The sequence below is a fragment of the Rhodococcus pyridinivorans genome (assembly GCF_900105195.1).
Classification (GTDB): domain Bacteria; phylum Actinomycetota; class Actinomycetes; order Mycobacteriales; family Mycobacteriaceae; genus Rhodococcus; species Rhodococcus pyridinivorans.
The window spans coordinates 4,976,799-4,996,625 of record NZ_FNRX01000002.1; the positions used below are offsets into that span (position 1 = coordinate 4,976,799).

General features: G+C 68.3%; 22 protein-coding genes and 1 tRNA gene. 12 read left to right on the forward strand and 11 right to left on the reverse strand.

The window, feature by feature from the left end:
- Window positions 1-188: 188 nt before the first annotated feature.
- From nhaA to BLV31_RS23665, 3 genes are read left to right on the forward strand one after another with little or no spacing between them, the layout of a single operon-like run.
- A complete protein-coding gene (gene nhaA / locus BLV31_RS23655; RefSeq protein WP_041803540.1) occupies window positions 189-1,415 on the forward strand; it encodes a Na+/H+ antiporter NhaA in 1,227 nt (408 codons plus the stop codon).
- On the forward strand, window positions 1,415-1,930 hold the full coding sequence (locus tag BLV31_RS23660; protein WP_006552419.1) for a phage holin family protein: 516 nt from the start codon (window positions 1,415-1,417) through the stop codon (window positions 1,928-1,930). The genes nhaA and BLV31_RS23660 overlap by 1 nt, the downstream gene beginning before the upstream one ends.
- A gap of 16 nt (window positions 1,931-1,946) precedes the next feature.
- Complete coding sequence (locus BLV31_RS23665) at window positions 1,947-2,882, forward strand: alpha/beta fold hydrolase (protein ID WP_024102813.1); 936 nt, start codon at window positions 1,947-1,949, stop codon at window positions 2,880-2,882.
- A 27-nt stretch (window positions 2,883-2,909) separates the two neighbouring features.
- On the opposite strand, the gene BLV31_RS23670 is transcribed toward BLV31_RS23665, so the two are convergent.
- Genes BLV31_RS23670 through nth form a run of 4 tightly spaced genes read right to left on the reverse strand, consistent with a single transcriptional unit; the run spans window position 2,910 to window position 6,259 of the window.
- Entirely contained in the window at window positions 2,910-4,097 is a 1,188-nt protein-coding gene (locus BLV31_RS23670; protein WP_064061134.1) for a MarP family serine protease, read from the reverse strand.
- A complete protein-coding gene (locus BLV31_RS23675; protein WP_006552422.1) occupies window positions 4,094-4,792 on the reverse strand; it encodes an NUDIX hydrolase in 699 nt (232 codons plus the stop codon). Before BLV31_RS23675 ends, BLV31_RS23670 begins: the two co-directional genes overlap by 4 nt.
- Window positions 4,789-5,460, reverse strand: a complete 672-nt coding sequence (locus BLV31_RS23680; RefSeq protein ID WP_064061135.1) for a TlpA family protein disulfide reductase — start codon at window positions 5,458-5,460, stop codon at window positions 4,789-4,791. Before BLV31_RS23680 ends, BLV31_RS23675 begins: the two co-directional genes overlap by 4 nt.
- Window positions 5,461-5,464: 4 nt before the next feature.
- A complete protein-coding gene (gene nth / locus BLV31_RS23685) occupies window positions 5,465-6,259 on the reverse strand; it encodes an endonuclease III (RefSeq protein ID WP_006552424.1) in 795 nt (264 codons plus the stop codon).
- 72 nt (window positions 6,260-6,331) lie between these two features.
- On the opposite strand from nth, the gene BLV31_RS25155 reads away from it, so the two are divergent.
- Both BLV31_RS25155 and BLV31_RS23695 read left to right on the forward strand, forming a co-directional pair.
- Window positions 6,332-6,604, forward strand: a complete 273-nt coding sequence (locus BLV31_RS25155) for a hypothetical protein (RefSeq protein WP_033097906.1) — start codon at window positions 6,332-6,334, stop codon at window positions 6,602-6,604.
- A gap of 191 nt (window positions 6,605-6,795) precedes the next feature.
- Entirely contained in the window at window positions 6,796-7,470 is a 675-nt protein-coding gene (locus BLV31_RS23695; RefSeq protein ID WP_006552426.1) for a Crp/Fnr family transcriptional regulator, read from the forward strand.
- A 103-nt stretch (window positions 7,471-7,573) separates the two neighbouring features.
- On the opposite strand, the gene BLV31_RS23700 is transcribed toward BLV31_RS23695, so the two are convergent.
- Genes BLV31_RS23700 through sp36 form a run of 3 tightly spaced genes read right to left on the reverse strand, consistent with a single transcriptional unit; the run spans window position 7,574 to window position 9,053 of the window.
- On the reverse strand, window positions 7,574-8,362 hold the full coding sequence (locus BLV31_RS23700) for an MBL fold metallo-hydrolase (RefSeq protein WP_019290225.1): 789 nt from the start codon (window positions 8,360-8,362) through the stop codon (window positions 7,574-7,576).
- A gap of 58 nt (window positions 8,363-8,420) precedes the next feature.
- A complete protein-coding gene (locus BLV31_RS23705) occupies window positions 8,421-8,885 on the reverse strand; it encodes a RidA family protein (RefSeq protein ID WP_006552428.1) in 465 nt (154 codons plus the stop codon).
- Window positions 8,886-8,888: 3 nt separating this feature from the next.
- Window positions 8,889-9,053: a Sp36 family protein gene (gene sp36, locus BLV31_RS24835; RefSeq protein WP_006552429.1), complete on the reverse strand. Its 165-nt coding sequence runs from the start codon at window positions 9,051-9,053 to the stop codon at window positions 8,889-8,891.
- 50 nt (window positions 9,054-9,103) lie between these two features.
- Here sp36 and bagA point away from each other — a divergent pair, with 50 nt between their 5' ends.
- Window positions 9,104-10,120, forward strand: coding sequence for an ATPase BagA (bagA, locus tag BLV31_RS23715; protein WP_371683113.1), 1,017 nt, complete (start codon window positions 9,104-9,106; stop codon window positions 10,118-10,120).
- A complete protein-coding gene (bagB, locus tag BLV31_RS23720) occupies window positions 10,117-11,247 on the forward strand; it encodes an ATPase BagB (RefSeq protein ID WP_006552431.1) in 1,131 nt (376 codons plus the stop codon). The genes bagA and bagB overlap by 4 nt, the downstream gene beginning before the upstream one ends.
- Window positions 11,248-11,296: 49 nt before the next feature.
- Here bagB and BLV31_RS23725 read toward each other — a convergent pair whose 3' ends face one another.
- Window positions 11,297-11,620, reverse strand: coding sequence for a WhiB family transcriptional regulator (locus BLV31_RS23725; RefSeq protein ID WP_006552432.1), 324 nt, complete (start codon window positions 11,618-11,620; stop codon window positions 11,297-11,299).
- Between the two features lie 293 nt (window positions 11,621-11,913).
- Between BLV31_RS23725 and BLV31_RS23730 the strand changes: the two genes are divergently transcribed.
- Window positions 11,914-14,340 carry a penicillin-binding protein gene (locus BLV31_RS23730; protein WP_041803539.1) on the forward strand — a complete coding sequence of 809 codons (2,427 nt, stop codon included), beginning with the start codon at window positions 11,914-11,916 and terminating at the stop codon, window positions 14,338-14,340.
- Between the two features lie 23 nt (window positions 14,341-14,363).
- Here BLV31_RS23730 and BLV31_RS23735 read toward each other — a convergent pair whose 3' ends face one another.
- Entirely contained in the window at window positions 14,364-14,840 is a 477-nt protein-coding gene (locus tag BLV31_RS23735; RefSeq protein ID WP_006552434.1) for a GatB/YqeY domain-containing protein, read from the reverse strand.
- Window positions 14,841-14,906: 66 nt separating this feature from the next.
- Here BLV31_RS23735 and BLV31_RS25750 point away from each other — a divergent pair, with 66 nt between their 5' ends.
- The 3 genes from BLV31_RS25750 to BLV31_RS23750 all read left to right on the forward strand — a co-directional run bounded on the left by BLV31_RS25750 (window position 14,907) and on the right by BLV31_RS23750 (window position 16,841).
- The gene (locus BLV31_RS25750; protein WP_006552435.1) at window positions 14,907-15,860 is read left to right on the forward strand and encodes a metallophosphoesterase; all 954 of its coding nucleotides are present in this window, start codon (window positions 14,907-14,909) and stop codon (window positions 15,858-15,860) included.
- A gap of 54 nt (window positions 15,861-15,914) precedes the next feature.
- Window positions 15,915-15,988: transfer RNA gene (locus BLV31_RS23745), tRNA-Pro, on the forward strand.
- A gap of 331 nt (window positions 15,989-16,319) precedes the next feature.
- Window positions 16,320-16,841, forward strand: coding sequence for a YdcF family protein (locus tag BLV31_RS23750; protein ID WP_064061136.1), 522 nt, complete (start codon window positions 16,320-16,322; stop codon window positions 16,839-16,841).
- A 9-nt stretch (window positions 16,842-16,850) separates the two neighbouring features.
- Here BLV31_RS23750 and BLV31_RS23755 read toward each other — a convergent pair whose 3' ends face one another.
- Window positions 16,851-18,599, reverse strand: a complete 1,749-nt coding sequence (locus BLV31_RS23755) for a cholesterol oxidase substrate-binding domain-containing protein (protein WP_064061137.1) — start codon at window positions 18,597-18,599, stop codon at window positions 16,851-16,853.
- A gap of 76 nt (window positions 18,600-18,675) precedes the next feature.
- Entirely contained in the window at window positions 18,676-19,509 is an 834-nt protein-coding gene (locus tag BLV31_RS23760; protein WP_064061178.1) for a metal-dependent hydrolase, read from the reverse strand.
- Between the two features lie 160 nt (window positions 19,510-19,669).
- Here BLV31_RS23760 and BLV31_RS25160 point away from each other — a divergent pair, with 160 nt between their 5' ends.
- On the forward strand, window positions 19,670-19,813 hold the full coding sequence (locus BLV31_RS25160) for a hypothetical protein (RefSeq protein ID WP_019290230.1): 144 nt from the start codon (window positions 19,670-19,672) through the stop codon (window positions 19,811-19,813).
- The last annotated feature ends 14 nt before the right edge of the window (window positions 19,814-19,827 follow it).

The following is a 19,827-nucleotide window of genomic DNA, read 5'->3' on the forward strand; positions in this document are numbered from 1 at the left end:
ACTACTCCACTCACATTCTGAGACCAGATCCCACTTACTAGGAAAGTGAACACCCGAGTTTCCGCCCACCGCAAATCGGACACCCCTACGGACGCCCTCCGTCCGGCGTTAGACTCTTCCCCGGTGTACCGGGAAGTCTGGTCGGCGACGGTTCGCCCGTGCCCGTATCCGCCCAGCGAAAGACGCCCGTGTCCGACACCTCCTCACCCACCTGGACCGCACCTCTGGGTCGCTTCCTCCGCACCGAGACGGTCGGCGGTTCACTGCTGCTCATCGCCGCAGCGATAGCGCTGATCTGGGTCAACTCCCCCTTCGGCGACTCCTATCTCGCTCTGCGGGACTTCGAGATCGGCCCGGAGTTCCTGCACCTGCACCTCTCGGTCGGCGACTGGGCCAAGGACGGCCTGCTCGCCGTCTTCTTCTTCGTCGCGGGCCTCGAACTCAAGCGCGAACTCGTCACAGGCGAACTCGCCGATCGCAGGAAGGCGATCCTGCCCGTGATCGCCGCATGCGGCGGCGTGATCCTTCCTGCCGTCATCGCAGCCGTCGTGGGCTGGGGTGCGCCGGGAATGGACCGGGGTTGGGCGATCCCCGTCGCGACCGACATCGCCTTCGCTCTCGGCGTGCTCGCCCTCACCGGTTCGCGCATCCCCACCAGCGCCCGGGTGTTCCTGTTGAGCCTGGCGGTCGTCGACGACCTCATCGGCATCGCGCTCATCGCGATCCTGTTCACCTCGGGACTCGCCGTCGCGTGGCTGCTCGCCACAGTGGCCGCAGCGGCGGCATACTGGTTCGCGCAGCAGAAGCGCATCACCACGCCGTGGTTGTATGTGCCGCTCGCACTGTTCACCTGGTACGCCATGCACAACGCAGGCATCCACGCGACCGTCGCCGGGGTCCTCCTCGGCCTGCTCACCCGTGTCCGCACCGATCCCGGGGAGGACTACGCACCCGCCGAGCGGCTGGTCCACCACATCCAACCGTGGTCCGCCGGTCTGTGCGTCCCGCTGTTCGCCCTGTTCGCATCCGGTGTACCCATCGGTGCGGAGATGCTCGGCCAGGTGTTCACCGATCCTGTCGGCCAGTCCGTCGTCCTCGGACTGCTCCTCGGCAAGACCGTCGGGATCTTCGGCGCCACCTGGATCTCGATCCGGCTCGGTCTCGCCACCCGCCCGACCGGGCTGATGTGGGGAGACGTGCTCGCGCTCGCCGTGATCGGCGGCATCGGGTTCACGGTGAGCCTGCTCATCGCCGAACTTTCGCTCGGCGACATCCACGGTGGCGAGCCCGCCGAGATCGCCAAGGCCGCCGTGCTGGTGACATCATTGATCGCCTCTGTCCTCGGGTCGGCGCTACTGTTACGGCGTGGGCGCGCCCACCGCCAACGGAACGAACCAACCGAAGGGGTCGAGTAGTGAGCGTGACGAACGCGAATCGTCCGGAGAACGGAGTCCCGTCGAGCATTTCGGGCATCCCGTTGACGAAGGTGGACGCTCCGACACCCCGCGATGCCAGTGTGGGCGAACTGGTACGCGACGCAGCGACACAGCTGTCCACACTGTTCCGCGCCGAAGTCCAGCTCGCCAAGGCCGAGGTGACCGGCGAGGTCAAGAAGGGCGTGCAGGGCAGCCTGTTCTTCATCCTCGCGCTCGCCGTGCTGACCTTCAGTTCGTTCTTCTTCTTCTTCTTTCTCGCCGAACTCCTCGATGTCTGGGTGGCGCGCTGGCTCGCCTTCCTCATCGTCTTCCTGATCATGCTGGTGGTGACGGGCCTGCTGGCCCTGATCGGCTATATGCGGGTCCGGAAGCTGCGCGCACCGAACAAGACCATCGACTCGCTCAAGCAGACCGCGTCGATCCTCCCGAGCAGCCAGGACGGACACGATGCGGACGGCCCGCGCCACGCCGCGCCGCGCCGCGTCACCCGCTGACGAACCGGAAGAGCCAGTGCCCGTCCCCGACCCGTCCACGGTCCGGTATCCCGGACCGTGGACGCATCGAGACATCCACGCCAACGGCATCCGCTTCCATGCCGTCGAAGCCGGTCCGCACGACCCGGACACACCTCTCGTGGTGTTCGTGCACGGCTTCGCCGACCTGTGGTGGTCGTGGCGTCACCAGCTCACCGCCTTCGCCGATCTCGGCTACCGGGCGGTCGCGGTGGACCTGCGTGGTTACGGCGACACGGACAAGCCGCCCCGCGGATACGACGGCTGGACGCTCTCGAACGACATCGCGGGACTGATCCGCGCGCTCGGGCACACCGAGGCGGTCCTCGTGGGCCATGCCGACGGGGGCCTCGTGTGCTGGGCGACCGCGGTGATCCATCCGCATGTCGTGCGGGCCATCGCGGTCGTCGACTCCCCGCACCCCATCTCGCTGCGCGACGCGACCCTGCGCGACCGCGCGCAACGCAAGGCTCTGGTGCCGACCTTCCTCGCCTACCAGCTGCCGTGGCGTCCCGAACGGAAGCTGGTTCGCGACAATGGCCTGGAGATCGAACGGCTGATGCGTGTGCGGTGCGGCCCGGACTGGCGACGCACCGACGAGTTCGCCGATGTCGTCGACCGGCTGCGCACCGCGATCCGCATCCCGGGCACGGCGCACCTGACCCTCGAATACCAGCGCTGGGCGTTCCGCAGCCAGTGGCGTCCCGACGGTCGCCGCTTCATGAAGGCCATGGACGTCGAGCTCACCCTGCCGATCCTGCAGCTGCACGGCGCGCTGGATCCCTACGTGCTCGCCGCGACCCTCCGACGCTGCGTGCGGCACGCCCCCGGACGGATCCTGAAATTCGTCGACGGGGCCGGCCACTACGCCCATCAGGAGAAGCCCGAAGCGGTGACGGCACTGCTCGCCGACTTCGTCCGCGGACTCGACTGATCTGCCCGTCCGCCGGACGGGCAGACGTCAGACGATGCAGGCGCCGGTCGCAACCGGCTGATTCACCCCGGCCATCTCCAGCTGCCGGCTCACCTCTGCACCGGTGAGAACGAAACCGGTGTCGGTGTTGTCGACCGCCGCGCCGAAGACCATGCCGAGGACATCGCCGGACGGATCGACCAGCGGACCCCCCGAGTTGCCCTGCCGGATCGTGCCGCGCACCGTGTACACCTCGCGTTCGACGGTGCCGCCGCGGTAGATGTCCGGGCCCTGCAGGTCGAGCGTCTCGCGGATCCGCGCCGCGCTCGCCGTGTACGGACCGCCGCCCGGGTAGCCGAGCACGATCGCGTCGTCACCCGACTCCGCCGGCTCCGGGGCGAAATCCAGCGGCTGCGCGGTCAGTCCCGGCACCGCGAGGATCGCGACGTCCACCTCCGGATCGAACAGCACGACGGTCGCTTCGAGCGGGCCGCCGTCCGTATCGACGGTCACCGCTGCGGTTCCGGCCACGACGTGCGCGTTCGTCATCACCCGTTCGGGGGCCACGACGAAACCGGATCCTTCCAGTGCCTTCTGGCAGCTGGGTGCGACACCGTTGATGCGCAGCACGCTCGTCTGCAGCCGGGCCGGGACCGATCCTTCGAGGAGACCGCCGTCGGGTGCCTCCACCTCGGCGATCGGGGTACGCCCGAACGGCCCGATCACCTCGGGCAGACCCGAGGTGTCGAGCAACGCCGAGAACTCGTTGGGGATCGCACGCATCCAGTCGGGGGCGACGTCGTCGACGGTCCCGAGCACCTGGGATCCCCGCACGGCTGCGGAGACGGCGGGCTGGGTCGTGGCGGTCAGCGGGATGGCGAGCAGCCACGCGGCGACGAGCACCGCGACCGATTGCAGACCGGCACCGACGACGCTGTCGACCGCCCGCGCACCCGGACTGTGGATGCCGCTGCGCGCGGCACGTCCGAGCACCATGCCGGCCACCTCGCCGATCACCACCAGCACCACGATCAGACCGATGCCGGCGAGGATGCGCATGCGCGCATCGTCGATGTGCACGAGCACGTGCGGGGCGATGAGGATGCCCGCGACCGCACCGAGCAGCACACCCAGGAAGGCCAGCGCCGAGGCGACGGCGCCCTGCCGGAGCCCGGAGGACGCGGCGATCAGGACGATCACCACGATGATCAGATCGATCCAGCCCGATCCGGTCATGATTCGACCACCCCCGTCTCCAGTTCGGCGAGTACGACGTCGAGGTCACGGACGTCGTGGTGATCCCACTCGATCTCCCACCCCGATACCGCGAACAGACCCGCGAGCACACCCGCGGTGAAACCCCAGACCAGCATCCCGTCCACCTGGAAAGCCGGGCCCTGATAGCCCAGACGGTGCCGGACCTGGAAACGGTTGTCGGGGTCGAGCAACTCGTGCAGCGACACCCGGACCACGCGGGTCGCCTCCTTCGGATCGACCACTCCGACCGGGCTCGGGGTCTCCCAGTAGGCGACCACGGGAGTCACGTCGAAGCCGGAAGGCGGGATGAACAGTTCGGGGAGCACGGCGAGCGGCCGGATCCCGGACGGATCCAGGCCGGTCTCCTCCTCCGCTTCACGAAGTGCGGTGTGGATGGCGCCGTAGTCCTCGGGATCGGCGGCGCCTCCGGGAAAGGCCACCTGCCCGCTGTGCTGCCGCAGCGTCGCGGCGCGCTGGGTGAGCAGGACGTCGGCGTCGGCGGGAAGTCCGCCGCGGGCCATCGGATCGGCCTCCGGCGACCCGCCGAACAACACCAGCACCGAGGCCTGCCGCACCCGCGCGTCGCGCGGGGCGCGACGGTTCAGGATCGGGTTGAGACCGTGCGGGTCGGTCGGCGACACCGAGGCGACACGCCGGAGCCATTCGGGGATCATGCGGCCACCCCCAGATGCTCCTCGACGACCGAGGCGACCTCGTCGGCCGACCGGAACGGGATGGGGAGCACGGCGGCGACCGACCCGTCGGCGCGGAGCAGCACCGTCACGGGAAGGACGGCGGGCGCGCCGACCGCGGCCTGTACGCGACCCGAGCCGTCCTGCACACCCGGCAGGTGCACGTCGTAGTCGGCGAGCCGGCCGAGGGCGTTCGACTCGTTCGGGTCGGTGTGGACGGTGACGACGGTGACCTCCTCGCCCACCCGGGCGGCGTAGTCCTGGAGGACCGGCAGTTCCTCGGCGCAGGGAGCGCACCACCAGGCCCACAGGTTCACCACGGCGGGCTTTCCGGCGAGGGCGGCCGCGAGGTCGACGGAGGATCCGTCGCTCACGCACTCGAAGACCAGACCGGCGAGCGGACCGGCGGGAGCGGGCGTGGACCCGCCCGGCTGCGGGCACGGATCGAGTGCGGCGGTCTCCCGCAGCGGAGCGAGGGCCTGCGCGCCGTCCTGGGGCCGGCGGTCCATGGGTGCGGTCGAGGGTGCGGCCGGTCCCGGGCCGGTGGCCGGCGGAGGGTCGCTGCGGTCGCGCGGCCAGATGGCGACGATCAATGCGATGACGACGACGAGAGCTGCCAGGCTCCAGCGGCCTGCTGTGGAAGGACGCACTCCGTCACCGCCCGGCCAGCTCGAGCAGGTGCTCGGTCTCCGGTCCCTTCACCAGCGTGGCCGCGGTCTGCGGATCGGTGGGCCCGGTCCCGTAGGAGGGGCAGTCCTTCGCGAGGACACACACCCCGCATGCCGGCTTGCGTGCGTGGCACACGCGCCGACCGTGGAAGATCACGCGATGGGACAGCAGCGTCCATTCCTTGCGCTCGATGAGCACACCCACCGCGTGCTCGATCTTGACCGGGTCGGTCTCGTCGGTCCATTCCCAGCGACGCACGAGCCGCTGGAAGTGGGTGTCGACCGTGATACCCGGCACATCGAAGGCGTTACCGAGGATGACGTTGGCGGTCTTGCGGCCGATGCCGGGCAGCGCGACGAGATCCTTCAGCCGGGCCGGAACCTCGCCGTCGTGCCGCTCGAGCAGGGCCTGGCCGAGACCGATGAGCGAGTTGGCCTTGTTGCGGTAGAAGCCGGTCGAGCGGATGTACTCCTCGAGCTCGGCGCGGTCCGCCTCCGCGTACGCGCGGGCGTCGGGATACCGGGCGAACAGAGCGGGGGTCACCTGGTTGACCCGCACATCCGTGCACTGCGCCGACAGGATCGTGGCGACGGCGAGCTCGAGCGGATTCGTGAAGTCCAGTTCGCAGTAGACGTGCGGAAAAGCCTCGGCGAGGCGCCGGTTCATCCGTCGCGCGCGACGGACGAGGGCCAGTCGCGACTCCGGTCCGCGAGCCTTTCCGTTCACTCGGCGCGGGGCCGTCTCGGGGCTCTCGGACTGGGAGGCATGCACCTGATCCACTCTACGTAAACACTCTCCCCAGGATCCGGCCCCGTGTCTCTTCCGAGACCTTGCGGGTGTTTACTTCCGGGTATGCAAGCTCTTGCTGTGGTCCTCTTCCCGGTGCTGCTCATGTTGTTCGCACTGTCCATGGAACGTGTCGAAGCGCGCTTGAGCCGGTTGTCCGTCCGTGAGCAGGAAGTGGAAGAGTTCCTCGACAAAGCGGACCAGGCCGATGTCGCGGCACTCGCTCGTGAAGGTTTCCCCGGGGCTTTGGCCCGCTTCCAGCGTCGCCGCCGCCGCGGACCGAGCACCGACGGAGCGGACGATTCGGACGGTCATCTGCGCGCGCGCCGCGCCAGCTGAACGACTACTTGCCGGTAGCCTCGAGGTACCGATGATCGGGTTCGTCGATCGTTTCCGTGGTATCGGTCACTCACTCGTGCAGCGCGCACGATAGACTGGGCGCTCGTACGCCTGACAGGTGACCTGCCCAGGAAGTCCGTCGACGTGCAGACCCGGCAGTAGATGACGAATCATTCCCAAAAGGAGCGCACGTGGACGAGGTCCTGGCCAGAGCAGGCATCTTCCAAGGAGTCGAGCCCTCGGCGGTTGCGGCGCTGATCAAAGAGCTTCAGCCTGTAGATTTCCCGCGCGGCCATGTCATCTTCAACGAGGGTGAGCCCGGCGACCGGCTGTACATCATCGTTTCCGGCAAGGTGAAGCTCGGACGTCGTTCGCCCGACGGTCGCGAGAACCTCCTGACGATCATGGGCCCGTCCGACATGTTCGGCGAGCTGTCGATCTTCGACCCGGGTCCGCGCACCTCCACCGCCACCACCGTCACCGAGGTGCGAGCCGTGAGCATGGACCGCGATGCGCTCAAGGCGTGGATCGACCAGCGCCCCGAGATCGCCGAGCAGCTCCTCCGCGTGCTGGCCCGTCGTCTGCGTCGCACCAACAACAGCCTCGCCGACCTGATCTTCACCGACGTCCCCGGTCGTGTCGCCAAGGCACTGCTCCAGCTCGCCCAGCGTTTCGGCACCCAGGAGGCCGGCGCCCTGCGTGTCACGCACGACCTGACGCAGGAAGAGATCGCGCAGCTCGTCGGCGCGTCCCGCGAGACCGTGAACAAGGCCCTCGCCGACTTCGCGCACCGCGGCTGGCTGCGTCTCGAGGGCAAGAGCGTGCTGATCTCCGACTCGGAGCGTCTGGCGCGTCGCGCTCGCTGACCCACGGACATACGAAAGGCCGGGACGCTCGCCGCGTCCCGGCCTTTCGTATGTGCGTATCCCAGCCGTAGCTGCTTCGACCCAGCCGTCCGGCTGCTTCGACTCAACCGTGGCTGCGCAGGTACTCCAACTGCACGTTGACGGACTTCTCCGCCGCACCCCACAACGAGGGGTCGACGTCGGCGTAGACGTGCTCGACGACCTGCCGTGCGGTGGCTTCGGCGCCGAGGGTGCGCAGCGCACCGCGCACCTGCTCGAGCCGACCCTCCCGGTGCGCGAGGTACTCCCGCGCGATCGTCTCGAGGTCGGGCAGCTCGGGGCCGTGCCCGGGCAGCACCGTGTAGCCACCGCCGAGACCGATGAGCGACCTCAACGACCGCAGGTAGTCGCCGAGGTCGCCGTCGGAGTCGTCGAGCACGGTCGTGCCGCGGCCGAGGATGGTGTCGGCAGTGAGAACACTGCGGTCCTGCTCGATCACGAACGACAGCGAATCGGCGGTGTGCCCCGGGGTCGCGACGACCCGGATGCGCAGACCCGCCGCCTCGACGACGTCACCGCCGGACAGTTGCTGCCCACCGCCGTGGCGGTGTTCCGGCAGCACTGCGTGCACCGGGCATTCCGCGAGTTGCGAGAAACGCTCGGCACCCTCGGTGTGGTCGAAGTGGCGGTGACTGATGAGGGTCGCCGCCACCGGCACCTGCGCGATCCGCTCGAGATGGCCTTCGTCGAGGGGACCCGGATCGACCACGACGCACTCGTCGCTGCCGGGGGCCCGGAGGATCCAGGTGTTCGTTCCCTCGAGGGACATGATCGAGGGGTTCTCGGCCAGGATCACCGCGGCGTTCTCGGTGACCTGGCGCAGCTGCGCGTAGGCGGGGTGGACCAGCGCCATCACATGTGCCTCTCGTGTCGGATCCGTCGGGAGCCGCCTCCGATCGGGGAGGGTGGCGTCAGCGTACTTCCACCATCAGCTCGACCTCGACGGGAGCGCCGAGGGGCAGTTCGGCGACGCCGACGGCCGAGCGGGCGTGCGCGCCGACCTCACCGAAGATCTCCCCGAGCAGTTCCGACGCGCCGTTGATGACGCCGGGCTGTCCGGTGAAGCCCTCGGCGGACGCCACGAAACCGACGACCTTCACGACGCTCGCGATGTTGTCGAGTCCGACGAGACCGTCGACTGCGGCGAGCGCGTTGAGCGCGGCGGTGCGGGCCGCGGTCTTCGCCTCCTCCGCTGATACCTCGGCACCCACCTTGCCGGTGTGCGTCAGCTTCCCGTCGGCCAGCGGCAGCTGACCGGAGGTGTAGACGACGTCGCCATTGCGGACGGCGGGTACGTAGGCCGCCACCGGGGCGGCGACCGGCGGCAGGGTGATGCCGAGTTCGGTCAGGCGTTCGCTCCAGGTGTTGTGCGACACCGATCAGCCCTTCGGACGCTTGAGGTAGGCGACGTGCTGCTCACCGGTGGGGCCGGGCAGGACGGTGACGAGCTCCCAGCCGTCGGCACCCCACTGGTCGAGGATCTGCTTGGTCGCGTGCGTGAGCAGCGGCACGGTTGCGTATTCCCATGTGGTGGTTTCACTCATATCCTGACCTTATCCGGCACCGTTCACCGTCCACGACTTATAGGCTCGTGATCGTGGCATCTCCGACATCACATTCCGGCGAATGGCCGGCAGGCGCCGCCCAGGCGCGACTGCACTTCGTGTCCGGCAAGGGTGGCACCGGGAAGTCCACCGTGGCCGCGGCGCTCGCACTGGCGCTCGCCGCCGGAGGTCGCAAGGTTCTGCTCGTCGAGACCGAGGGACGTCAGGGCATCGCGCAGCTGTTCGACGTGCCGCCGCTCCCGCCGGTCGAGACGAAAATCGCGACCGCGCCGGGTGGCGGTGAGGTGTCGGCTCTCGCGATCGACATCGAGGCGGCCTTCCTCGAGTACCTCGACATGTTCTACAACCTCGGATTCGCAGGTCGCGCGATGCGACGGATGGGAGCGATCGAGTTCGTGACCACGCTCGCGCCGGGTCTGCGCGACGTCATCCTCACCGGCAAGATCAAGGAGACCGTGGTACGGACCGACGCGTCGGGCGCACCCGTCTACGACGCGGTCGTCGTCGACTCCCCGCCCACCGGCCGCATCGGCAGCTTCCTCGACGTCACCAAGGCCATGGCAGATCTCGCGAAGTCCGGTCCGATCCGGTCGCAGAGCGAGGGTGTGGTCCGGCTGCTGCACTCCGACCAGACCGTCGTCCATCTGGTGACCCTGCTCGAGGCTCTGCCCGTGCAGGAGACGGCCGACGCGGTGGAGGAACTCGAGGCCGCCGATCTCCGGATGGGGACGGTCATCGTCAACCGCACCGCTCCCGAGCACCTGCCCGAGGAACTCGTCGACGACGTCGCCGCCGGCCGCATCGCCGGGCCCGCGATCCGGACGACGCTGGAGAAGGTGTCCATCAAGCTCTCCGACGACGATTTCGCCGGCCTGCTGACCGAGACCATCGAGCACGCCGCGGTACTCCAGGCGCAACAGGTGAGCGCCGCTCAACTCGACGAAGTGAAGGTGGCACGCATGTCCCTACCGGCCCTCGCCGACGGTGTCGATCTCGGTGGCCTCTACGAACTCGCCGACGTCCTCGCCGAGCAGGGTGTCCGATGAACGCACCGATCCGGAAGGTCCTCGACGTCGCCCGCATCCTGGACGACCGCTCGTCCCGGGTGATCGTGTGCTGCGGGTCGGGAGGTGTCGGCAAGACGACCACCGCCGCGGCGCTCGCGTTGCGCGCGGCCGAGCGGGGCCGTAGCGTCGTGGTGCTCACGATCGACCCGGCGCGGCGACTGGCACAGGCCCTCGGGGTCGCCTCGCTCGACAATTCACCGCAGAAGGTGGAGCTCGGGCCGGAGGCGAAGGGCGAGCTGCACGCGATGATGCTCAACATGCGTCGCACCTTCGACGACATGGTGCTCGAGCACTCGACGCCGGAGAAGGCCCAGCAGATCCTCGACAACCCCTTCTATCAGACCGTGGCGTCGTCTTTCTCCGGCACGCAGGAGTACATGGCGATGGAGAAGCTCGGTCAGCTCGCACAGAGCGACGAGTGGGATCTCATCATTGTCGACACCCCGCCGTCCCGGAACGCGCTCGACTTCCTCGACGCTCCCCAGCGGCTCGGGGCCTTCCTCGACGGGCGGATGATCCGGATCTTCACGGCACCCGGGCGTGGCTTCGGCCGCCTGGTGACCGGCGCGATGGGGCTCGCGCTCAAGGCGGTCTCGACGATCGTCGGGAGCCAGATGCTGTCGGATGCGTCGGCCTTCGTGCAGTCGCTGGACTCGATGTTCGGGGGCTTTCGCGAGCGCGCCAACCGCACCTACCGGTTGCTGCAGCAGCCGGGAACCCACTTCATGGTGGTCGCGGCACCCGAACCCGATGCCCTGCGCGAGGCGTCGTTCTTCGTCGAACGACTGTCGGGCGATCGCATGCCGCTGTCGGGCCTGGTGCTCAACCGCACCCATCCGACACTGTCGGCGTTGCCGTCCGATCACGCCCTCGCCGCGGCGGACCAGCTCGCCGAGGAGGAGGGCGTGGACGCGAAGGCCGCTGAGGCCGTTCTCCGCATCCACGCGCACCGGGCCGTGATCGCCAAGCGGGAGCTGCGGTTGCTACGCAACTTCACCGCGGCGAACCCTGCCGTCCCCGTGGTCGGGGTACCCTCGCTGCCCTTCGAGGTCTCGGATCTCGAGGCGCTGCGGGCGGTGGGCGAGCAATTGACCCGCGAGGCGTGATGTCTCGCGGGTCATGATCTCGGCGGTTCGTGTACCGGTGAGGTGGTGACTAGACCGCGCTCTGGTGCTGTCGCTGTGCCTGGAAGAAATCGGCCCAGGACTCGACCTCGGGATGCTGCTTGAGGAGAGCACGACGCTGCCGCTCCGTCATGCCTCCCCACACGCCGAACTCGACACGGTTGTCGAGGGCGTCCGCCCCGCACTCGAGCATCACCGGGCAGTGCCGGCAGATCACCGCAGCCTTGCGCTGCGCTGCGCCACGCACGAACAGTTCATCTGGATCGACTTCGCGGCAGCGAGCCTTGGAGACCCAAGCGATACGCGCTTCGGCCTGGTCGACGTCGAGTCGGGTCGTCGGGGTGGTCATGTGCATTCAGTTGCCCCTTTACTTTCCGAACGCCGGTTCGCGGTGTTCGAGGTCTGCGCCGTCCGTGTGCCGCAACGGCGCAAAACCTGCCCGTCAAGGTGTTATCTGCGTCACACTGATGTCTCAATCTAGGTAAACTGATGCCCACGCGCAAGGCGAACGAAACCTTTTCTGGTACGCACGTACAAAGTCCCACGTCGGAGGCGTTTTCACCTTGCCCGTCGTGCCACGCCCGCTCCCTGGAAACGGCCGGCCGGTCCCTCGCCACGTAGTGTGTAGGCGTGTCGATCCGAAGAACGGTGGCGAAGCTCGCTGGTTGCACTGCCCTCGGCGGCGTTCTCGTAGCAGGGATGCTCTTCCCGGCCGCGGGTGGTTTCGGGTATGTCTCGAACCGAGCCGCGGACACCGTCGACAACAGTTCCGCAGAGCTCGTCGAAGGTGTCGTCCCAGCCGTGACGACCATGGTCGACAAGGCGGGCGAGCCGATCGCGTGGCTCTACGACCAGCGTCGCTTCGAGGTGCCCAGCGACCAGATCTCCAACGAGATGAAACTGGCGATCGTCTCGATCGAGGACAAGCGGTTCCCCGAGCACCAGGGCGTCGACTGGCAGGGCACCATCCGCGCGTTCCTCACCAACACCACGAGCGGTCAGGTCGAGCAGGGCGCCTCCACGATCGACCAGCAGTACGTCAAGAACTACCTGCTCCACGTGATCGCGAAGACCGACGCCGAACGCCGCGCGGCGATCGAGACGACGCCGGCCCGCAAGATCCGTGAGATCCGCATGGCGCTGACCCTCGACGATCAGCTCACCAAGGACGAGATCCTCACCCGCTATCTGAACCTCGTCCCCTTCGGCAACGGTTCGTTCGGCATCCAGGACGCCGCCCAGACCTACTTCGGCATCGACGCCAAGGACCTGAACATCCCGCAGGCCGCGATGCTCGCGGGCATGGTGCAGTCCAGCTCGGCGCTGAACCCGTACACCAATCCCGACGGCGTGCTCGCCCGTCGCAACATCGTGCTCGACACGATGATCGACAACATCCCGGAGCGCGCCGACGAGATCCGCGCCGCGAAGGAACTGCCGCTCGGCGTGCTGCCCGAGCCCAACACGCTCCCCCGCGGCTGCATCGCTGCCGACGACCGCGGTTACTTCTGCGAGTACGCGCTGCAGTATCTCGAGAACTCGGGCCTGTCGCGCGAGCAGATCGACCGGGGCGGATATCTCATCCGCACGACCCTCGACCCCGAGGTCCAGAACTCCGTCAAAGAGTCGCTCGACCGGTTCACCAGCCCCACCGTCGACGACGTGGCCTCGGTGATGAACGTGATCGAGCCGGGCCAGGATTCGCACAAGGTCCTCGCCATGGGGTCGAGCCGCAAGTTCGGTCTCGACGCCGAGGCCAAGGAGACGGTCCAGCCGCAGCCCTACTCGCTGGCCGGTCACGGCGCCGGGTCGATCTTCAAGATCTTCACCGTCGCCGCCGCCATGGAACAGGGTCTCGGCACCTCTGCCGTGCTCGACGTCCCGTCCCGCTACAACGCCCGCGGTCTGGGCGACGGCGGTGCCCGCGGCTGCCCGGCCAACTACTACTGCGTCGAGAACGCCGCGCCGTATCCGTCGCGACTGTCGGTGACCGACGCGCTGGCACAGTCACCGAACACGGCGTTCGTCAAGCTCATCGAGGCGACCGGCGTCGACGCGGTGGTCGACATGTCGGTGCGCCTGGGTCTGCGGTCGTACCTGCAGCCCCGCACCTCCGGCTTCGGCGACCAGTCGATGGCCGAGATGCAGAAGAACCAGCACCTCGGCTCGTACACGCTCGGCCCGACGTGGATCAACGCGCTGGAGCTGTCGAACGTCGCGGCAACCCTCGCCTCGCACGGCAAGTGGTGCCCGCCCAGCCCGATCGAGGAAGTGTTCGACCGCGAGGGCAAGCCCGTGCCGATCACGCAGCAGGCGTGCGAGCAGGCGGTCGAGCCCGGTCTCGCCGACACCCTCGCGACGGCGATGAGCAAGGACACCTCCGCCGGCGGTACCGCTTCGGGCGCCGCGGGGTCGGTGGGCTGGAACCTGCCGGTCGCGGCGAAGACCGGTACGACGGAGTCGCACATGTCGTCGGCCTTCCTCGGCTTCACCAACCGGTTCGCCGGCGTGGTCTACACCTACGGCGACTCCCCCACTCCCGGCCAGATCTGCTCGGGTCCGGTCCGCCCCTGCTACGACGGCAACCTCTTCGGCGGTACCGAACCGGCGCGGACATGGTTCTCAGCGATGCTGCCGGTGGCGAACAAGTTCGGCTCCATCGAACTGCCCGCCCCCGATCCCCGGTACGTCCGCGGCGCGGGCAACGCCCAGGTTCCGGATGTGACGGGCCTGTCGAAGGACCGCGCGGTGCAGCGACTGCAGGACGCCGGATTCTCGGTCTCGGAGGCGACGATCGCCGGTGAGGAACGCGCCGGAACGGTGACGGGTACGTCCCCGAGCGGCTCGGCCGTCCCGGGATCGACGGTCACGCTGTTCATCAGCGACGGATCGGTCCGCGTCGCTCCCACCACGAGCGCCACCCCGGCCCGCCCGCGCGACCGCGAGGTGCCCGACACGACCCGCCGGTCGACGCCCGCGCCCATCCCGGGACGTGAGCTCGAGCAGAGCGAGTCGAGTCCGCCGGCGGAGGAGGAGTCCACTCCCACGACGACACCGAGCCGCCCCGACAACTGAGCCGCAGGGCTTCCACGGTCGGTTTACAGGCGTGAACGCACGGCTGCGGACAGGCGCTTGCCGTCGGCCTTGCCTGCCGCGATCTCGGTGGCGGCCTTCATCACCTGGCCCATGTTCTTCGGACCCGGCCGCGTGCCGAGTTCCTCCGCAACGCGCGCGAGGGCGGTGTCGACGACGTCGACTAGTTCGGCATCGGTGAGCGGGGTGGGCAGGTACTCGTCGATGATCCGTGCCTCGGCGTGCTCCTTGGCCGCGAGCTCTCCGCGTCCGTTCTCGGTGTAGACCTCGGCGGCCTCGCCGCGCTTCTTCGATTCCTTCGCGAGGACCTGGAGCACCTCGTCGTCGGACAGCTCACGCGCCTCCTTGCCGGACACCGCCTCGTTCCGGATCGCCGCGAGCAGCATCCTGAGGGTCTCGGTCCGCAGCTTGTCCTTGTCCTTCATCGCTGCGGTCAGGTCGGTCCGCAGCCTGGATTCGAGGGAGGATGTGGTGTCGCTCATGCCGGAAACGCTACGCGGGGCAGGCGAACCACGTGCGAGGACCACGCACGGCGGTACGCTGGAGAAGTGCCTGACCTGTCTGCAATTCGCCGCGTAACCCTCGGTGCTGCCGGCGCCGCCGCTCTCGGCCTCGGTTACGCCACGCTGATCGAACGGAACGCGTTCACCCTTCGCGAGGTCACGGTGCCGGTGCTCGCGCCCGGCGCGTCGACACTGCGGGTCCTGCACATCAGCGACCTGCACATGACTCCCAATCAGAAGCTGAAACAGAACTGGTTGCGCGAACTCGACGGCCTCGAGCCCGATCTCGTCGTGAACACGGGCGACAACCTGTCGCACCCGAAGGCCGTTCCGGCCGTCGTCCAGGCCCTCGGCGGACTCCTCGCCCGCCCGGGTCTGTTCGTCTTCGGGAGCAACGACTACTTCGCTCCCGTGCTGAAGAATCCGCTGGCCTACTTCGACAAGGACCACGACCGCGTCTACGGGCCTCCGCTCCCGTGGGGCGACCTGCGTGCGGCGTTCACCGAACGTGGCTGGCAGGACATGACGCACGTGCGCCGCGACATCGAGATCGGCGGCGTGCGCATCGCCGTCGGCGGTGTCGACGACCCGCATCTCGACCGCGACCGGTACGAGACGATCGCAGGTGCGGCCGATCCCTCGGCCGATCTGCGACTGGGCATGACTCACTCCCCCGAGCCGCGGGTGCTCGATCGCTTCGCCGAGGACGGCTACGACCTCGTTCTGGCGGGCCACACCCACGGCGGCCAGCTGTGCCTGCCGTTCTACGGCGCGCTGGTGACCAACTGCGGGATCGACCGGTCGCGGGTGAAGGGCGCGTCGCGCTGGGGTGCCCACATGCGATTGCACGTCTCCGCGGGTATCGGCACGTCGCCGTTCGCTCCCGCCCGGTTCTTCTGCCGTCCGGAGGCCACCCTGCTGACCCTCGTTCCGGCCTCGCGCGACACCGCGCAGCAGGCCAGCGGTGATTCGGCAGAGCGCGCCGGGTTACGTCGCTGACCAGCCGATTTAATCTTCTGCGGACTCGTGTTGTAAGCTGACCGAGGTTCAATACGGGGTGTGGCGCAGCTTGGTAGCGCGCTTCGTTCGGGACGAAGAGGTCGTGGGTTCGAATCCCGCCACCCCGACTCGTGGAAGAACTCGTCAGGGCACTTTCTCCTCACGGAGAAGGTGCCCTGACCGCATTCCGGGGCACCTTGTTCACCTCTCCGGAAAAGGACGTCCCCTCCCGTCAAAAAAGATTCTTCAAGTCTGTTTTTAGGGATTAAAACAGACTTGAATACCCTAAACTGAAAGGCGGCACCGCACTCGCGAGACGCCTCGGCTCTGGTCGGGCGGGAACGGACTCGGCGGATGACGCGACGACACAGGGCCTCCCGGCAGGACGCACCGGAGAATTCCGGAGGTTCCACACTCACCAGACCACGCCCCCGGCGACGACGGTGGCTCGCCGTCCTCGTGCTCGTCGCGTGCGCGTTCATCGCCGCGGGCCTTCCCGTCTACGTGGCCCCGCAGATCGAGATCGAGAACCTCAGCCCGTATCGCCGGACGGACGCGATCTTCGTCCTCGGCGGTGCGATCTACGAGCGCTATCCCTACGCGCTCGAACTCGCACTCGAAGGCTTCGCACCCGAGGTCGTGGTGTCGAATCCCAACGGCGCGAAGGACGTCTGGCTGACGGACCTGTGCGACCACCCGCGCTACGAATTCCCCGTCACGTGCTTCGAACCGGACCCGCCGACCACGCGCGGTGAGGCCATGGAACTGCGTCGTCTCGCGGAGCAGCGCGGCTGGAACAGCGTCATCGTCGTGACGTTCGTGCCGCACGTCTCCCGCGCGCGCTTCATCCTCGACCGATGCTTCGACGGCGAACTCATCATGGCCGCCAGCCCGGCCGACATCGCCCTGTCGTACTGGGCATGGGCGTACGCCTATCAGACCGCCGGCTACATGCGGGCCTTCTCGCACACGGGGTGCTGAAGCGGAACGTCAGGGCAGCAACCGGTCGAGGAACCGGTTGCTGAACACCCGGTGCGGGTCGTACTGCTCGAAAGCCGCGAGCGCGGCGTCCCAACCCTGCCCGGACGGTAGGCCGGTGCGGTACATGGCCGGCACCGTCTCACCGAGGAAACCGGGGTCGCGGTAGCCGCCCTCGTCGTCGAACGCCCAACCCTTCGACCACTCGGACCGGAAGGTCGCGTAATCGCCCGAGTAGTGGGCGGCCATCCACTGCTCCATCTCGCGGAAGAAGGCCGGCATCCCGGCCGTTCCGGGGATGGAGACGACGTTCATCCAGATCGCGGTGTCCCAGTCGGGCCGGTCGGGGCGGGGACGCACCGGCGACAGGTCGGGCACACCGGCGGCGTCGACGAGCACCTCGTCGGCGTCGTCGACCTTGCACAGACGTACCTCGAACGGCATGTTCACGGGGTACTGCCCGAGCGAGGCGTAGTGCGTCATCCGCTCGTGCAGCCACGTCGTGAACTCGTTGATGACGCGGGCGATGTTGTCGCGTCTCGTCACGACGACACCGCCACCGGCGACCACGCGCAGGGTCGCGGCGCGCAGGTAGAACAGCAGGTCCTTGGACCAGCCCCACAGATCTTTCGTGCCGGTCGCTGCGAGTCCCGCTGCCACCGCACCGAACTGCGACGCACCGAAGGTCGGTGTGACGCCCTGGGCGCCACGCACGACCTGTCCCAGCAGGTCGGTGAGTTCCTCGGGCAGACTGTCCGAGAAGTAGTAGTTGTACGGATCCTGCACCTCGCGGGAGGCGGCGGGCTTCTCCGGGGAGACCGACCAGATCTTGAGCCAGGGTGTCTCGGTGAAGGGGAACCAGATCGCCTCGACCCGCCCGTGCTCCTCGACGTAGCGCTCGAAAGTGCGCCCCGGCGAGCCGGGCGGGGCGAACAGTTCGCGCCACGGGATGTCGGTGAAGCTCTGGCAGCGCACCCGGTAGTTCGCTCCGGCCTGCAGCGTCACCGAAGTGACGAAGGTGCGTCCGAGGTGGGCGAGCAGGGGTCTGATCTCCGGTTCGGCGCGGCGGAACTCGCGGAGTTCGTAGGCAGCGGCCGACGGGTTCCACACCACGGCGGTCAGAGCCAGGACGAGATTGGACAGGGAGCCGAACGACTGGCCGGGGATCACCGTCTCCCCCGCCGCCGGGTAGGTGGCTCCGTGGGCACCGATCGACAGTGCCCCCGCGATGGAGATGTCGCCGATGGCGGGCGAGTTGGCCCAGCCCAGTCCGTTCGCTTCGAGCGTGGTGAGGATGGATTCGATGCTCGCGCCCCCTCCGGCCGTCACGCGCGGAGGTGCGGCGTCCGCGTCGACGACGACCTGGTTCAGCTGCGACATGGTGTCGACCAGCACGACGTTCTCGATGTCCTGCCCGGCCTCGAGGGTGAGCGGACTCCAGCTGTGCATCGATCCGCGGGGACGGATGCGGAAGCCGTGGGCGTGCGCCCAGTTCGCGAGGCGGACGACGTCGTCGGCGGTGCGCGCGGTCGCGGTCCACACCGCGTCGAACCGGATGGTCTTCGCCCAGTTGACGAACTGTTGCTGCGAGAGCGGGATGTCGGCCGGGAAGTCCGGCGGCGCCGGGATCGTGGCTGCCGGGTCGCCGAGCGGTACCGCACCCGCGAGCGTCCATCCCGTGACTGCAAGGACGGCTGCTCCGGCCGCTGCTCCGAGAAGACCGCGACGGCTGAGGGTGGGACCAGAGGCTCGAGCGCTCACGAGGGCGGGTTCCGTTCTGTTCTGCGGGCGCGGACTCCGCGAAAATAGAACAAGTTCTCTCTATTCTCCAGTACCGCTACCGGTGTGCGGCACCCTCGCTCCAGAACGACAGACCCGACGCCTCCAACGTGCCGAGGATGTGTTCGGGAGCGCCGTCGACCGACCAGACCGCCATCGCGACCGCCGCCACGGTGAGGGCCGGACCGAGGATGCCGAGCTCGAACGGGCCACCCGCACGGATGGACAACGCCGACGGCAGCTTGATCTCCCACCAGCGCGACCCGCGCCAGGGCACGAACGGAGCGAGGAAGGGGATTCCCTCCTTGGTGATGGCGTCGCCGAGACAGTGCGTCGCGCATCCGAGGGCCACCGCGACCCCCAGGCCCGTCGACGCAACCTCCTGCGGGAACCACGTCCACGACAGGATCGACAGCACTGCCGCGCTCAGGGTGACGACCACCCACCCGCGCTTCTTCGCCCACGACCCGAACAACCCGCGCAGTGCGAGACCGAGAGTGACGAACAGGACCCCGATGATCGCTTCCCTGCCGAAGCTCGCGACGAGTGCCGAGACTCCGGCTCCGAGCAGTGCCGCGAACAGCGCGGTGTGCGTCATGGTGCGGTGCCCGCCGCGCCGCTTCCGGTCGCGGCTGCCCTTGGTGAGCGAGTAGTAGCCGAGCGAGACCGCGTCGATGCCCCTGGCGAAGGTCTGGCTCACGGGCCCGAACGACCTCGCGACCGTCGACTGTGCCGTGTCGAGATCCGGAAGCAGGGCCGCCCCCGAACACACCGCCGCGAAGGCGAAGGCCTCCGCGGTGGACGCGGGTGCACCCCAGTCGGTAGGAAGCAGATCTGCGACGACGAGCCCCACCAGCGCCCCGGATACTGCATGGGTAGGACCCATCACCATGTCGGACAACACCTTTCGACGAACGAGCGCGAACCCGACCCGGCGTGACGACGCCGGCCCCGGATCTCCAACCTAACAACCACAGCCGACACACCTGTCACACGCGTGTTCGAACAGCCGATATGCTCGGCAGACGCCGGCAGGGCCGCCCACCGGAGAGGTGGACGGCCCTGGCGTCTGTGCCGGATTCCTCGTTTGCGAGGAAGATGGAGTTGTCGTCGTCGGATGGAGGGAGAGCGACATGGACACCACGCTGATCGTGCTGGCGCTGGCAGCCCTGATCTACTGGTGGGGACTGCTCTGATCCCGCCGCATCTC